8 protein-coding genes are annotated in these 15,757 nt (G+C 71.1%); 4 read left to right on the top strand and 4 right to left on the bottom strand.

The window, feature by feature from the left end; all coding sequences use genetic code 11:
* Positions 1-61: 61 nt before the first annotated feature.
* The 3 genes from recC to recD are packed head-to-tail and all read left to right on the top strand — an operon-like array spanning position 62 to position 8,750.
* Entirely contained in the window at positions 62-3,424 is a 3,363-nt protein-coding gene (gene recC / locus ACWF9G_RS14455; protein WP_452515680.1) for an exodeoxyribonuclease V subunit gamma, read from the top strand.
* Positions 3,421-6,786, top strand: a complete 3,366-nt coding sequence (locus tag ACWF9G_RS14450) for a UvrD-helicase domain-containing protein (RefSeq protein WP_452515678.1) — start codon at positions 3,421-3,423, stop codon at positions 6,784-6,786. The genes recC and ACWF9G_RS14450 overlap by 4 nt, the downstream gene beginning before the upstream one ends.
* Positions 6,783-8,750 carry an exodeoxyribonuclease V subunit alpha gene (gene recD / locus ACWF9G_RS14445; RefSeq protein WP_452515676.1) on the top strand — a complete coding sequence of 656 codons (1,968 nt, stop codon included), beginning with the start codon at positions 6,783-6,785 and terminating at the stop codon, positions 8,748-8,750. The genes ACWF9G_RS14450 and recD overlap by 4 nt, the downstream gene beginning before the upstream one ends.
* 3 nt (positions 8,751-8,753) lie before the next feature.
* Here recD and ACWF9G_RS14440 read toward each other — a convergent pair whose 3' ends face one another.
* The 4 genes from ACWF9G_RS14440 to ACWF9G_RS14425 all read right to left on the bottom strand — a co-directional run bounded on the left by ACWF9G_RS14440 (position 8,754) and on the right by ACWF9G_RS14425 (position 13,918).
* Entirely contained in the window at positions 8,754-10,793 is a 2,040-nt protein-coding gene (locus tag ACWF9G_RS14440; protein ID WP_452515674.1) for a DUF4153 domain-containing protein, read from the bottom strand.
* Between the two features lie 74 nt (positions 10,794-10,867).
* A complete protein-coding gene (locus ACWF9G_RS14435; RefSeq protein WP_452515672.1) occupies positions 10,868-11,911 on the bottom strand; it encodes a HAMP domain-containing sensor histidine kinase in 1,044 nt (347 codons plus the stop codon).
* Positions 11,908-12,609 (bottom strand): response regulator, encoded by a 702-nt coding sequence (locus ACWF9G_RS14430; protein WP_379309531.1) that lies wholly within the window; start codon positions 12,607-12,609, stop codon positions 11,908-11,910. Before ACWF9G_RS14430 ends, ACWF9G_RS14435 begins: the two co-directional genes overlap by 4 nt.
* Positions 12,610-12,676: 67 nt before the next feature.
* On the bottom strand, positions 12,677-13,918 hold the full coding sequence (locus tag ACWF9G_RS14425) for a cytochrome P450 (protein ID WP_452515670.1): 1,242 nt from the start codon (positions 13,916-13,918) through the stop codon (positions 12,677-12,679).
* Positions 13,919-14,069: 151 nt separating this feature from the next.
* Between ACWF9G_RS14425 and ACWF9G_RS14420 the strand changes: the two genes are divergently transcribed.
* Positions 14,070-15,707 carry a GMC oxidoreductase gene (locus ACWF9G_RS14420; RefSeq protein WP_452515668.1) on the top strand — a complete coding sequence of 546 codons (1,638 nt, stop codon included), beginning with the start codon at positions 14,070-14,072 and terminating at the stop codon, positions 15,705-15,707.
* Positions 15,708-15,757 lie beyond the last annotated feature (50 nt).

The following is a 15,757-nucleotide window of genomic DNA, read 5'->3' as shown; positions in this document are numbered from 1 at the left end:
GGTCGGTGGCGACGGCGGGGCCGCACGATTGCGGGTCGGTCGCTGGGCGTATAAACAACGGATGCCGTTGCACCTCCATCGCGCCGAACGCGCCGACGCGCTGGCCGACGGACTCGCGGGTGTGCTCGGCGCCGTCCCGGCCGACCCGTTCACCACCGAGGTGGTCGCGGTGCCCGCCAAAGGCGTGGAGCGCTGGCTGGCGCAGCGGCTGTCCGGTGTGCTCGGGGTGACGGGCACGGGGGACGGTGTGGCCGCCAATATCGCGTTCCCCGCCCCGACGGCGCTGGTGGCCGAGGTGCTGGCCGCGGCCAGCGGGATCGCGCCCGCCGACGATCCGTGGGCAGGGCAGCGGCTGGTGTGGACCTTGCTCCGGGTGATCGACGAGGTCGCGGATCAGCCGTGGGCGGCGGTTCTGGCGCGTCATCTCGGCCTGCCCGGTGCCGGGCATCGGGTGGGCAGACGCTATGCCACCGCCGCGCACCTCGCGACCCTGTTCGACTCCTACGCCGCGCAGCGGCCGCAACTGCTGCTCGACTGGGCGGCGGGCGCCGACACCGACGGCGCAGGCGGGACCGTGCCCGACGACCTGGCCTGGCAACCCCTGCTCTGGCGGGCATTGCGCACGGCCGTCGGCTCGCCGAGCCCGGCCGAACGCCTGGCTGCCGCGTGCGCCCGGCTGCGGGCCGAACCGGATTCCGTCGATCTCCCTGGACGCCTGTCCCTGTTCGGTCTCACCCGGCTGCCCGCCGACCAGATGGCCGTGCTGACCGCCCTGGCCGAACATCGCGAGGTCCACCTGTGGCTCGCGCATCCGAGCCCCGCGATGTGGACGGCACTGTCGGAGGCGATGGCAGCCGGTCCGGTGGCTGTCATGCCCGCGCCGGACCGTAGCGGTGTGGTCTCGCGGTCGGCCGACCACACCGCCGATCTGGTTCGCCACCCCCTCCTGTCCGGACTGGCCAGAGACGTTCGTGAACTGCAACAGCGTCTGAACCCGTTGCTGCACACCGAGATCCACCTCCCCGTAGAGTCTGCGGCGACAACCTTGCTCGGCGCCGTGCAGACCGCTGTCCGCGACGACCGGGTTCCGGCCGCAGGCGCCGTGCCGGACGGCACCGTCGAGGTACACGCCTGCCACGGCCCCGCCCGGCAGGTGGAGGTTTTGCGCGATCTGCTCCTGACGACCTTCTCGGCCGATCCCACCCTCCAGCCGCGTGACGTGCTGATCATGTGCCCGGACGTCGAGGCCTACGCCCCGCTGGTGCGGGCCGCCTTCGGACATCGCGGGGCAGGCGCGGTGGATCTGCCCGTCGAAGGCGAGCATCCGGCGCATCAGCTGCGGGTCCGGCTCGCCGATCGCGGGCGGGCGGTCACCAACCCGATGCTGGCCGTGGTCATCGAGTTGCTGGAGCTGGCAGACGGACGCGTCACTGTGACGCAGGTGCTTGACCTGGCGGCGAGCGAGACTGTGCGCCGCCGCTGTGGGTTCGACGACGACGACATCGAGCGGCTGCGCGAGTGGGCGGCCGAGTCGGGCGCCCGCTGGGGGATCGGGCAGCGCCAGCGCGAGGCGTTCGGCCTCGCCGACTTCGCGCAGAACACCCTCAATGCCGCCGTCGACCGGATCCTGCTCGGCGTCACCGCCGACGAGTCCGGTGACGACTGGCTGGATCTGGCCTTGCCGCTCGACGACGTCGACTCCAACGATGTCGACCTGGCGGGCAGGTTCGCCGAATTCGTCGACCGGCTCGCCGTCTGCCTGCGCGATCTGCGCGGACCGCGGCCCGCCGCGGAATGGACGGCGGTGCTGCTGCGCGCGGTCGACCTGCTCACCGACGTGCCGGACGCGCACTCCTGGATCCGGACCGAGGCGCGCCGCGAGATCGTCGCCGCCACCGAGCACGCCGGTGCCCCCCCGCTGCGGCTGGCCGATGTCGCGGTGCTGCTGACCGGGCGCCTGGCGGGCGGGCCTGGGCGGGCCAACTTCCGCACCGGCGAACTCACCGTGTGCACGCTGGTCCCGATGCGGTCGGTGCCGCACAAGGTCGTGCTCCTGCTCGGCCTCGACGACGACGTCTTCCCCCGCCCCGGCACCGTCGACGGCGACGACCTGCTGGCCCGCGACCCGCTGGTCGGGGAGCGCGATGCCCGCAGCGAGGATCGTCAGCTGCTGCTCGACGCGATCATGGCGGCGGGGGAGAAGCTGCTGATCCTGCACACCGGCGCCGACCCGGTGACCGGCGCCGCGCGCCCACCCGCGGTGCCGGTGGCCGAGCTGCTCGACATCCTCACCGCCCATGTGGGCCGGGCGGCGATGGACGCGGTCCATGTCCGGCACCCCTTGCAGTCTTTCGACCGTCGCAATTTCGCCCCCGACCGTCCGCGCAGTTTCGACACCGTCGCCCTGGCCGGTGCCCGGGCCGCCGCGCGCCCGTCGCAGCCGCGTCCGCCGCTGCTGGCCGCGCCGTTGCCGCCCGCCCCGCTCGCGGATGTCGCACTGGCGGAACTGATCTCGTTCGCCGAACATCCGGTGCGCGCGTTCCTGTGGCAGCGGCTCGGGCTGCGGGTGCCCGAGGAGGCCGAGGACATCGCCGAACAGCTGCCGATCGAACTCGACGGCCTGGCGAAATGGGATCTGGGCGAACGGATGCTGACCGCACGGCTGACCGGCGCCGACCCCGCCGGTCTGCGCGCCGCGGAATGGCGGCGAGGCACGTTGCCGCCGTTCGGTTTCGGCGCCGCGGTGCTCGACGAGGTGGAAGGCACCGTCGACACCCTCGTGCGCACCGCACTGCCCGACTACGAAGCGTCCCCGCGTGCAGTCGACATCGCGATCGATCTCGGCAACGGCCGCACCCTGGCAGGCACCGTCCCCGAGGTCCGTGGCGAGACCCTGGTGCGCACCACCTACTCCCGGCTGGCACCCAAACACCGTCTGGCGGCGTGGGTGTCGCTGCTCGCGCTCGCCGCGACCGAGGACAGGTCGTGGCGGGCGATCAGCACCGGACGCGGCCAGTTCCGCAGCAGGCCGGTCGCCCGATCGGTGATCGTGGCGCCCGAGGCTCCCGCCGCGCTGGCCGTGCTGCGCGACCTGGTCCGCCTGCGCGACGAGGGGCTGTGTGAACCACTGCCGGTCGCGCCCGCGGCCACCGCGGCCTACGCCGAGCGCCGTTTCCGCGGTGACAGCGTCGCCGATGCCCTGCTCGCCGCCGAACACGCCTTCGACGGCGGACCCAACGGCCCGGACAAATTCGGCGACCACACCGACCGCTACCTGCGCTACGTGTGGGGTCGTGCACCCCGATTCGCCCAGCTCGCTGCCGAATCCGCGCGGGCGGGCGAGGCGGAGAGCACCCGCTTCGGCGCGGTCGCGCGCCGCTGGTGGGCGCCGCTGCTCGCCGCCGAGAGTCAGGGGCAGCCATGACCGGGACGATGTCGGCGCCCGCCGCTTTCGACGCCGCGGGCGCGCTGCCCGAGGGAACCACCGTCCTCGAGGCCAGCGCGGGCACGGGCAAGACGCACGCCATCGTCGGACTCGCCGTCCGCTATGTCGCCGAGGCGGGGATCGGCATCACCGAACTGCTGCTGGTGACCTTCAGCCGCGCCGCCACCCAGGAACTGCGCGAACGGACCAGGGACCGCTTCGTCACCGTCGCCGCCGCCCTGGCCGACCAGGACATCGCGCGCGCCCATCCGGACGAGCTGGTGCGCGCACTGGCCGACACCGACCCCGCGACGCTGCGGCTGCGCAGGCACCGATTGCTCACCGCCCTCGCCGATTTCGACGCGGGCACCATCGCCACCACGCACTCGTTCTGCCAGCGCATGCTCGACGAACTCGGCCTGGCGGGCGAGCACGACCCCGGCGCCCGGCTGGTGGAATCTGTCGACGACCTCGTCGCCACCGTCGCCGACGACCTCTACCTGGCGCGCTACGCCCGCGACCGGGCGCCGTTCACCCTCCGCGAGGCGCACACCCTCGCCCTGGCCGCCGTAGGAGACCGGCACGCCGACCTCGCGCCACGGTCCGACGGCGCGGCCGGTGAGCGGGTCGCCTTCGCGACGGCGGTCCGCGCGGAGACCGAACGCCGCAAACGCCGTGCGGGACTGCGCGATTTCGACGATCTGCTGGTCCTGCTGCACGAGGTTCTCGCCGACCCCGAGCACGGCCGGCGGGCCTGCGCGCGGATCCGGCAGCGGTACCGGGTGGCGCTGGTCGACGAGTTCCAGGACACCGACCCGCTGCAATGGGACATCCTGCGCCTGGCCTTCCACGGACACGCCACCCTCGTCCTGGTCGGTGACCCGAAACAGGCCATCTACGCCTTCCGCGGTGCGGAGGTGCTCAGTTACCTCGACGCCGTCGCCCTCGCCGAACAGCGCAGCGAACTCACCCGCAACTGGCGCAGCGACGCGGGTCTGCTGCGCGCCGTCGACCATCTGTGCGGCGGTGCGGAATTGGGCCACCCCGAGATCAGCGTCTACCCCGTCACGCCGACCCGGCCCGCGACCCGGCTGCACGGTCACCCCGAGGTGATCACGCCGTTGCGGCTGCGAGTGCTGCCGCGCACAGGGGCAGGGCCACGCAACCGGTCGGGGTTCCCCTCGGTCGGCAGGCAGCGGGCGAAGGTGGCCGACGACCTGGCCGCCGACATCGTGACCCTGCTCGAATCCGGGGCGATGATCGAGGCCAAACCCGAACGCGGCGCGGATCATTCGCTGACCGAGATCGGTGACGGGCGGGTGCGCAGGCCGATCGGGCCCGGCGATATCGCGGTCCTCGTGCGTACCCGCACCCAGATCGAGGTGGTGCGGGCCGCGCTGGACCGAGTCGGCGTCGCGTCCGTCCTGGCCGGTGGCACCAGCGTTTTCGCGACCGTGGCCGCCACCGATTGGCTGTGGGTGCTGCGGGCGCTGGAGCAGCCGCATCGCGGCGACCGGGTACGGCTGGCCGCGTGCACGCCGATCCTGGGCGTGACCGTCACCGAGATCGATGCAGGCGGAGCCGATCTCGTCGGCCGGGTCTCCACCCAGTTGCGGGAGGCGGCCCGGCTGTTCGGCCGCGCGGGCTTCGCCGCGGTCTTCGACAAGCTGGCCACCGAAACCGATCTCGCGCCGCGCCTGCTCGCGGTGGACAACGGCGAACGCGAACTGACCGACCTGCGCCATATCGCTCAGCTGCTCGACGAGGTCGCCCTCGCCGATGGGCTCGGCCTGACCGCGCTGACCCGCTGGCTGGCCGATCGGGTGCGCGACCCGGAGGCGGGCAGCATCAGCGGCCGCAGCAGGCGCCTCGACCGGGACGCGGCGGCCGTGCAGATCGCGACCGTGCACGCCAGCAAGGGCCTCGAATTCCCCATCGTCTACCTGCCTTTCGCCTGGGACAGCGCCAAGAACCCCTATCCGGCGACGCTGCTGTTCCACGACGACAACGGCACCCGCGTCCTCGATATCGGCGGCAAGGAGGCGCCCGGCTACAGCGAACGCCAGATGCGCTGTGAGGCCGAGGAATCGGGGGAGGAGCTGCGACTGCTGTATGTCGCGCTGACCCGCGCCATGTGCCAGGTCGTCGCCTGGTGGGCACCCGCGGTGACCACCGGCGCCGCGCCTCTGCACCGGATGATCCTCGGTAGACGGCCCGGGTCGGCCCAGGTGCCGCGGCGGGCGGAGATCCCCACGGATACCGCCGCGATGCAACGGATCTCCGAGTGGGCCGCACCCGCGTCCGAGGTGATCTCGGTGACCGCGGTCGACCGTCCCGAGGATGTCGCGCCACGGCGGGTCCGCACCGAACTGCCGACCGGTGAGCTGGCCGCGGCCGGTTTCACGCGAGTGCTCGACCAGCAGTGGCGACGGACCTCGTACTCCGCGCTCACGGCAGGCGCCCACGATATCGCCGGGGTCACCGAGGAAGAGCCGGAGGACGGCCCTGGTCCCGACGACGAACCGGCCGAAGCTCCCGTCGACGCCCCCACCGGCGGCACGGGCGCGCCCTCCCTGATGAATGCCCTGCCTTACGGCGCCGAGTTCGGCACGCTCGTGCACGGCGTCCTCGAAATGGTCGACACCTCGGCGCCCGACCTCGCCGCCGAGGTCCGCACCCGCTGCGTGGCAGCGGTCGAGCACACCATGGCCGAACTCGACGTCGACCTGCTGTCCACCGCGCTCCTCGAAGTCCTGCGCACCCCCGCCGATTTCGGCTCGCTCGCCGCGATCGCGACCCGTGATCGACTGTGCGAGCTGGAATTCGAACTCCCGCTCGGTGGCGGTGACACCCCCGGCGCCCGGTCGGCGGGAATGCACGCGATCGCCGACCTGCTCCGCACCCATCTGCTCGCCGACGACGTGCTGTCCGGCTACGCCGACCACCTGGCGGCGCTCCCGGACACCGTCCTGCGCGGCTACCTCACCGGCAGTATCGACGCCGTGCTGCGGGTACCCGACGCCGCGGGTGAGCACCGCTACCTCATCGTCGACTACAAGACGAACCGGCTCGGCACCGGTGATCTCACCGTCGAGCACTACCGGCGCGAGCACATGGTGACGGAGATGATCCGCTCCCACTATCCGCTACAGGCCCTGCTGTACGCGGTTGCGCTGCACCGCTATCTGCGGTGGCGGCTGCCCGGCTACGACCCGGCCCGCCACCTCGGCGGTGCCCGCTACCTGTTCGTGCGCGGCATGATCGGCGCGGCCACCCCGCCCGGCCACGGAATCTTCGACTGGCATCCTCCCGCCGAACTCGTTGTCGCACTGTCGGATCTGCTCGCAGAAGGGGCGCGATGACGTCTATCCAGGTGGCGCAGAGGGGAACTGGGCTCCTGCGTGTCTTCAACGAAGCCGGAGTGCTCTCCGCCGCCGATGTGCACGTCGCGGTGCGGCTGGGGCGGATGGGTCGTGAGGCCGACGAGGATGTGCTGTTCGCGGCCGCGCTGGCGGTTCGCGCGGTGCGGTCGGGGTCGGTGTGCCTGGAGCTGGCGCGGATGCGGGAGATCGGCATCGATGCCGACGAAACCCGCGACACCGCAACGGGAATCGACCCGGCGACACTACCGTGGCCGGACACCGATCGGGTGCTTGCCGCATTGCGGCGCAGTCCGCTGATCTGCGGTGGGCAAGCCGGGCCGTTGCGGCCGTTGCGGATTGTCGAAGCCGACGCCGAGGGTGGCGCGCTGCTCTACCTCGCCCGGTACTACCAGCAGGAGCAGACCCTGCGGCGGGTGCTCACCGAGCGCAGTGCCGATCACCCGTCGATCGACACCGAACTGGTGCGCGCGGAACTCGATCGGCTCTTCGCAGACCCCCTCGCTGAGGGCCCGGACCGACAGCGGTTGGCCGCCGCGCTCGCCGCTACCCACTGGACCACCGTCGTCGCGGGTGGCCCCGGCACCGGCAAGACCCACACGATCGCCCGGATCCTCGCCCTGCTCACCGCACACCGCCGCGCCACCCCGAAACTGCCCGCCCTGCGCATCGCGCTGGCCGCGCCGACCGGCAAGGCGGCCGCGCGACTCCAGGAAGCGGTGCGTGAGCAGGCCGCCGAGCTGGGTCTGCCCGAGCTGACCGCCGCGACCCTGCACCGCCTGCTCGGCTGGCAGCGCGGACGCACCACGCGGTTCCGGCACCACGAACACAACCGGCTGCCCTACGACGTCGTGGTGGTCGACGAGACGTCCATGGTGTCGCTGACGATGATGAGCCACCTGTTCTCCGCATTGCGGCCCGACACCCGGCTCGTCCTGGTGGGTGACCCGGACCAGCTCGCCTCCGTCGACGCGGGTGCGGTGCTGGCGGATCTGGTCGCCGGGCCGATCGGCGGCGCACCGAACCCGGCGCTGCGGGAGTTGCTGCAGTCCGATTCGACGTTCGGCGCGGAGCTTACAGAAGACGGCGCGGCTGAGTCGCCGCTCTGGACGGGCGCATCGGCGAATCTATCCGGGCCGCAAGCGGATACGGAATCGCTCACCGCGCTGGAGCAGCGCCGCCTGCGCGGTGGCATCGTGCGGCTGACGCGGGGCAGGCGCTTCGGCGGCCGGATCGCGGACCTGGCCGTCGCCGTGCGCGCGGGTGACGCGGATGCCGCGCTGGCGATCCTGCGGGCGGGCGGTGACGATGTCTCGCTGTGCGCGCCCGACGACACCGCCGCGGTGCGCGCGGACGTGACCACCGCGGCCCTCGCCGTCACCGAGGCCGCCAACGCCGGCGACGCGGTCGGCGCCCTCGCCGCGCTGGAATCGCATCGACTGCTGTGCGCCCACCGGCAGGGCCCGTTCGGTGTGGAGCGCTGGGACCGGATGGCCGCGGACTGGGCCGCGGCGGGCGGCGCGGGACCTGAAGGGCCGCAATCGGTCTGGTACCCGGGCCAGCCGCTGCTGGTCACCGCCAACGATCACGAGGCCCGCATCTACAACGGCGACACCGGGGTGATCGTGCGCCGCCCCGACGGTTCCCTGCGCGCGGCCCTGCAACGCGGCAGCGAACCGTATTTGGTGCACCCGACCCAGTTCCCCGCGGTGGTCACCGTGTTCGCGATGACCATCCACCGCAGCCAGGGCAGCCAGTACGACACCGTCTCGGTGGTTCTGCCCGAACCCGAATCCACGCTGCTGACCAGGGAATTGCTCTACACCGCCATCACCCGTGCCCGGGTCCACGTGCGCATCATCGGCACCGAGGAGTCGATCCGCGCCGCCATCGGACGGCGGGTGCTCCGGGCCAGCGGACTGTCCCGGAGCACCCCGCCGTCATAGCGGTCAGCGGGCGGAACTGCGCGAGAAGTTCCAGGACCACCAGTGGTCGTCGTCGAGGTCGGCGCGGATGGGCTCCTCGATCTCGGTGCGGAGCTCGGGCGGCAGCTGCGTCAGCGCGGGAATGATGTCGGGGGAGAGGTCGCTCAGATAGGCGGTGTCGAGGCGTTTGCCGTGCTCCCAGCGATCGATATTCCGTTCGGCGACAAGATGTTCCGGGTTGAGGATCGCCAGCGCGATGAGCGTGCCGAGCGCGGTGCCCACCGCGGCGCGTGGCACCCAGCTCCACCGCAACCGGGCGATCGCGACCAGGACGAGCACGTACACCACGCCCACCCACAGCTCACACACCTCCACCAGCAGTCGCAGCACCGTGAACCCGTAGGCCTGCTGATAGGTCCACATCCGCGCGAGCGCCGACCCGACGATCACCAGCGCCAGCACGCTCACCGCGCTCAGCAGAATCCGCAGCCAGCGCCGGTCGGCCGCCGTCTCGTGCGAGGACCAGCGCAGCACCGCCAGGATCACCGCCAGCGTCAGGATGCTCACCGCCGACAACTGCCAGAACCCACTGCGCGCGTACTCGGCGTAGGTCAGGCCGGCGGTCCGCTGGACGTAGTCGTTACCACCGAACAGCGCGACGAACTGGGCACCGACGAACACCCCGAACAGCACGGTCAACGCACCGACCGGCAGTACCCATTCACTCCGCGACCACAATCGCGCGGGCCGCGGTGACGCCGCCGCCGCGGCAGGCGGACCTGCGAGCAGATACAGCGCACCGAGCGCACCCACCGCGACCACGCCGAACAACAGAATCCACTGCCAGGCGGTCGCCGCGTCCACGGTGGGCACCAACCCGCTCAGCAAGTCGGCGAACGTCGCGTCCGCCCCACCCAGCAACGGCACGAACACCACCAGCAACGCCACCGTCGCCGCGACCGACACCCCGTACCGCCGCACACTCGACAGCTCCGCGGGCCGCGCCTCCCGCAACCCCGAAAACGCCCACGGCACAGCACCGAACGAGGCGAACGGCACCGCGGCCATGTCGTGCACGATGCCCCGCGACGTCCGCCGTCCCAGCACCGCCAGCGAACCCGCGACACACGCCGCCAGCACACACAGCGCGAACAACCACCCGGCGGCGCGGACGGTGCCGACCCCGAGCAGTACGAGCGCGGCGATGGTCCACCACAGGCGATCGCGAGCGGTGACGGGCTCGGCGCTCAGCGCATTGCCACCGTCGGTGGCGTCGTCCGCGGGCGAAGAGCTGCCCGGCGCCGCGGCAGTCGAATCCTTGTCGCCCCCTGTGGGCTGATCAGTGCCGGCCGCGGGCAGTTGGGCTGACGCGTGGCCTTCGCCCGTGCTCGGGACACAGTCCGCGTCGACATCGGCTGACCCCTCGACAGCCGATGTCGCCGCGGCATCCTGAGTGTCGTCGGCGGGATTCTGCGCCGCGGCCTGCACTTCCGCAATGGCCGCACCTGTTGTCCCGGTCGTCACGGCTGTCTGCGCGTCGCTGTCGGGTGCTGTCGGTTCAACAGCAGATGAGTCCGTTGCATCGGTCGCCGCGAGGGCGGGCGTACCTGCCGCTGTGCTGTCGGCTGACTGCGAGTTCCCCGTGGCGGCAGCCGGTTCCGCTGCATTGCCGCTGACGGTGTCGCGGGAGCGGGCGCGGTAGTCGACGACGCACAGGGCGCCGGCGATGACGCCGCCGGCCAGGAGCCAGCCGATGCCGGGGCGGTCGACCGGAATCACTGTCGCGCCGACGATTCCGGCCACGGCGGCAGCGGGGAGGACACCGGCCGGTCGGGCGACACACTGCCAGCGCTGTGGGGCCGGGGGTGGTGGCGGAGGTAGTGGGGGCATGGGGCGTACCGGGGACATCGTGGCGGCGGCCTGCCAGCCCGCGGTCCACGGCTGTGGTGTGTCGGTACTGCTCTGTCCCGCAGGCGACATCGTGCCGGGGGTGGGCTTCTCGGTAACGGTGACTGCTGGTTCCGGTCCGTCGGGTGTTCGCGGGGTGGCGGGCTTTTCGGTCATGATGTCCCCTCACATGGGTGTGCTGGATCGTCCCGGGACCTGAGGTCCGGGAGGGTGTGTCGGGAGTGGTCGGGTCAGTCGGTGGGCAGGACGACGCGGATGCGGGAGCCGGGGTCGGCGACGGCGATGGTGCCGCCGTGCAGGTCGATCACCCAGCGGGCGATGGCGAGGCCGAGGCCGGTGCCGCCGCCGTCGGTGCGGCCGCCCCGGGTGAAGCGGTCGAAGACGGTGGCGCGGTCGGCTTCCGGGATGCCGGGACCGTCGTCGGAAATCTCCAGCACGGTCGCCCCCGGCGCGGTGTGCGCCCAGACCCGGACCTCGCCGCCCGCCGGGCCGTGCCTGGCGGCATTGTCGAGCAGGTTGAACAGCACCTGGTGCAGCCGGGCCCGGTCGGCGTGCACGGTGGCGTCGGCCGGTTCGATCGAGGTGGTGAAGCGGACACCGCGACCGAGCGCGGCCGTCATCACCTCGGCCTCGGCGATCACCTCCGCCAACAGCGGTGCGAGCGGCAGTTCTTCCCGGTCCAGCGTGAACGCGCCCGCCTCGATGCTGGACAGATCGAGCAGCTCGGACACGAGCAGGCCGAGCCGTTCGGTCTGCGCCAGCGCGGTGCGCAGTGTCGCCGGATCGGGTTCGCTGATCCCGTCGACGATGTTCTCCAGCACCGCGTGCAGCGCTGTCACCGGCGTGCGCAGTTCGTGGGAGACATTGGCGATGAGGTCGCGGCGCTGCCGATCGGCCGCGGCCAGATCCGCCGCCATCTGGTTGAACGCGGTCGCCAGCTGACCCACCTCGTCACGGGAACTGGCCCTGACCCGGAAGCTGTAGTCGCCGTGCGCCATTCGCCGCGCGGCCGCGGTCATCTCGCGCAGCGGCCGGGTGATGCCGTGCGCGAGGAACTGCGAGGTGATCAGCGCGATGATCATCGCGGTGAGCGTGGTGAACGTCGGCAGCCAGCCGATCCGCAACCAGAAGTAGGCGAACGCCACCGCACCGGAACAGACCATGAGCACGGCCAGCTTCAGCTTGATCGAGCGCAGCGGGTCCAGCGGTCGCGGCATCCGGTCGGCGACCCGATCGAGAAACCTGCGCGGCGCCTCGCCCGCCACCTCGCTCATCGCGCGTCCAAGGCGTAGCCGACACCGTGCACGGTGCGGATCAGATCGGCGCCGAGTTTGCGGCGCAACGCCTTGATGTGACTGTCGACCGCGCGGGTGCCCGAGGCGTCCGACCAATCCCAGATGTCCTCGAGCAGCCGCTCCCTGGCCAGCACCGCCCGCGGCCGTTGCGCGAGACGGGTGAGTAGATCGAACTCCAGCGGGGTCAGCCTGGCCTCGGTGGCGCCGCGCCAGACGCGCCGCTCGTCGAGGTCGATGCGCAGATCACCGACGACGATCGCACTGTCACCGCGCTCGGCGGCCCGCTCGACCCGCCGCAGCAGGGCGTGCACCCGGGCGGCGAGCACCCGCATCGAGAACGGTTTCGTCAGGTAGTCGTCGGCGCCGACACCGAGCCCGATCAACTGGTCGGTCTCGTCGGTGCGTGCGGTCAGCATGAGCACCGGGACATGCCGGTCGGCCTGGATGCGCCGGCACACCTCGAGCCCGTCGAACCCGGGCAGCATCACATCGAGCACCACCAGATCGGGTTCCCCCGCGGCGGCCGCTGCCACCGCACCCGGACCGTCGTGCGCCAGGTCGACCGCGAACCCCTCGGCCCGCAACCGCGCCGCGACCGACTCGGCGATCGTCACCTCGTCGTCGACGACGAGGATCCGCCGCGCGGGCTGTCCTGACCCGCCCCCACTGAATTCCATGGTCAGACCCTAGCGAGCGGGTGTGGAGGGTTGCGTCGCCAATTGTGGAGATTCTGTGTGCAGCGCGCTAGGCGGCATGCAGCATGGCGGGCATGGAGCGGTAGCTGTTCAGGTTCACCAGGCCGCGCGGGATCGGTGGGCCGTCCAGGTGGAGGTCGGGGTACCGCTCGAAGAGGGCTCGCAGCGCGATGGTGCCTTCCATCCGGGCGAGGCTGGATCCCAGGCAGCTGTGCACCCCGCCGCTGAACGAGAGATGTTCCGCGGCATTGGGTCTGGTCACATCGAATCGTTCGGGCTCGGCGAAGACGGTGGGGTCCTTGTTGGCGCCCGCCAGCAACAGCAGGACAAAGGAACCGTATTCGACGTGCTGATCGGCGATGTCGATGTCGGAGCTCGCGATGCGGCCCGTGATCCGGATGGGACCGTCGTAGCGCAGGATCTCCTCGACCGCGCCCGGCCACAGCTCCGGCCGCTCCATCAGCATTTCCAGCTGGTCCGGATGTCGTGTCAGCAGGGCGATTCCGTTGCCGAGCATGTTCACCGTCGTCAGGAATCCGGCGTCGAGCAGCAGGGCCGCGTTGGCGACCTGTTCGCGGTGGGTGAGCTCGCCACCGGTCACCAGCGTGCTGAGCACGTCGTCGCCCGGGTCCTCGGTGCGCTGGGCGATCTGCTCGTCGAAATACGCCTGCCCCTCGGCCATGTCCTCGACGGCGCGGCGGAAAGTGGCCCAGGTCAGGCCTCGGTCGAGCAGCGGCGCACCGGTGTCGCCCCACCGCAGCAGGGTGGAATGCATGTCGTCGGGCAACCCGAGCAACTCGGCGATGATCGCGATGGGCAACCGCTCGCAGAACTCGTCGATCAGATCCGGTCGCGGCGTCGATTTCATGCTGTCGAGCAGGTCATCGGTCACTTCGACAACCCGCTCCCTGAGCTTGGCGATCGCCTTCGGCGCGAAGGCCTGTCCGACCAAGCGGCGGTAGACGGTGTGTTCCGGCGGATCGGTCACCAGCATCGAGGGCGGTTCGGCGAGGTTGGGAAGTTCCAGATCCGTCTTGGTCAACACCCAGCGCATCAGCTGCGGCAGGGCTTGATTATTGGGCGTGACCACGCCGAAGCGACGGTCCCGCAGGATGAGCTTGCAAATTTCGTGGTCCGCGGTCACGCGCACCTTCGAGACGGTGGGCATCCGGCCCAGCTGCCGGATCTCCTCGATGGAACGCGGCGCGCCGCGCCCGCGATCCGGTCCGGCCAGGATCTGCGCGAGGGGATCGCCGCGCCGCAACGCCATCAGGAGATAGGTCCGAGTCATGCGATGGACAATCAGCCACCGAAACCATGCGCGCGTCAACATCGTCGTCACCTCCCACGCAAGATCTCCCCATGGTAGAGCGCCTCAGGCACGGTTGGCTAATTCTCGGCTAGCCTGAATCGGCAAGCCTTCAGCTCAGGTGAGGTGCACCATGGACAGGCGCGGATTCATCAAAGGTGTCGGCCTGGCGGCGACGATGCTGACCACGGGCACGTCCACGGGCACGTCCGCGGCGTGGGCGCAAGACTACGGCCTCGGCCCCCATGCCTTGGTGTACCGCGCACTGGTGCCGGAGATCTTCGCGCCGCTGCCGGATCCGGCCGACCATGTGCCCGCGATCGTCATCGGATCGGGATTCGGGGCGTCGATCGCCGCGCTGCGCCTGGCCCAGTCCGGGACCGAGGTCGCCGTGCTCGAGCGCGGGTCGCGCTGGCCGAATGATCTCTGGCGTGACATCTTCGCCGTCGATACGTTTCCGGACGGCCGTGGCTTCTGGCAGCGCACCGCCTTCACCGCCGTGACCGGGAGGCCCATCGCGCTCGATCCGTTCGGCGGGGTCCTCGACATCACCGATTACCCGGGCATCGACGTGTGGCGCGGTGCGTGTGTCGGCGGCGGCTCGGTGGTGTTCACCGGAGTGATGGTCGAACCGGAGCAGCGGTTCTTCGACCAGGTGTTCGGTGGTGTGGTCGACTACCGCGAGATGCGCGATGTCTACTACCCCAGGGTCCGGGAGACCTTGCGGCCGAGCCCGATACCCGACGATATCTACCACTCCATCGCGTTCGCGCACGCGCGAGCCTGGGACGGGCAGGTCCGCACGGCGGGCTATACGCCGCAGCGCATCGATGGCATGTGGAATTGGCACATCCTCCGCGACGAGCTGGCCGGAAGGTCGTTGCCGTCGGCGACGGTCGGCTTTTCGAACCTCGGCAATTCCAACGGCGCGAAGTTCGATCTCAACCAGAACTACTTGCGCTACGCCGAGGCCACCGGTCGTGCCCGGATCTACCCCGGACACCGGGTGGACGCCATCGCGCACCAACCGGGCGGGCCGGGTCGTTATGTCGTCAGCGTGACCAAACTGGCACCTACCGGCGAGGTGCTCCGAACCCGGACGCTGACCTGCGACAAGCTGTTTCTCGGTGCGGGCTCGATCGGCACCTCCGAGCTGCTGGTGCGCGCGCGGGACACCGGCGCGCTGCCGAACCTGAACGAGCACATCGGCGAGGGCTGGGGCAGCAACGGCGATGTCGGCTTGGCCCGGCCCCTGACCTCACTCGAGGTGGGCACCCAAGGCGCGCCGTCCACGAGCCGGATTCTGGACGAGGCGGGCGCACCGGTGTCGCTGGAGAGCTGGTTCATCCCCGGCGCGCTGCCGTTCGACGTCGGCACGCTCGCATCGCTGGGCATGGTGCTCGACGACACCCGCGGCCGGTTCGTCTACAACCCGGCCGATGGCCGGGTGAACCTGCAGTGGCCGCCCAACGGCCAGGCCGGCTACCTCGCGCGAGCGCAGGAAGTCAACGACAAGATCGCCGCGGCCTGCCACTGCGTGCCCATCGGCCCGCCGGTCGCGAGCGGGGACGCCTCGTTCACCTCACATCCGCTGGGTGGCGCGGTGATCGGACGCGCGACAGACGGATACGGCCGGGTAGTCGGCTATCGGGGCCTGTACGTCATGGACGGGGCGGCGGTGCCCGGTAGCACCGGAACGGTGAACCCGTCGTTGACGATCAGCGCGCTGGCTGAGCGCAATATCGAGCAGATCATTGGTTCGGGGGAGTAAAAGCGACCGTGAGTGTTGCAGATGCACCCTGCAATTGGGCGTCGAAGTAA

The sequence above is a fragment of the Nocardia sp. NPDC055029 genome, from assembly GCF_053608525.1.
This window is presented reverse-complemented; position numbering and strand designations above follow the sequence as displayed.

Bases quoted from the DNA above. Each gene is read 5' to 3' on its own strand.
- ACWF9G_RS14430 (WP_379309531.1), bottom strand. From the start codon at position 12,609: ATGGAATTCAGTGGGGGCGGGTCAGGACAGCCCGCGCGGCGGATCCTC.
- ACWF9G_RS14440 (WP_452515674.1), bottom strand. From the start codon at position 10,793: ATGACCGAAAAGCCCGCCACCCCGCGAACACCCGACGGACCGGAACCA.
- ACWF9G_RS14425 (WP_452515670.1), bottom strand. From the start codon at position 13,918: ATGACTCGGACCTATCTCCTGATGGCGTTGCGGCGCGGCGATCCCCTC.
- recD (WP_452515676.1), top strand. From the start codon at position 6,783: ATGACGTCTATCCAGGTGGCGCAGAGGGGAACTGGGCTCCTGCGTGTC.
- ACWF9G_RS14435 (WP_452515672.1), bottom strand. From the start codon at position 11,911: ATGAGCGAGGTGGCGGGCGAGGCGCCGCGCAGGTTTCTCGATCGGGTC.
- recC (WP_452515680.1), top strand. From the start codon at position 62: ATGCCGTTGCACCTCCATCGCGCCGAACGCGCCGACGCGCTGGCCGAC.
- ACWF9G_RS14420 (WP_452515668.1), top strand. From the start codon at position 14,070: ATGGACAGGCGCGGATTCATCAAAGGTGTCGGCCTGGCGGCGACGATG.
- ACWF9G_RS14450 (WP_452515678.1), top strand. From the start codon at position 3,421: ATGACCGGGACGATGTCGGCGCCCGCCGCTTTCGACGCCGCGGGCGCG.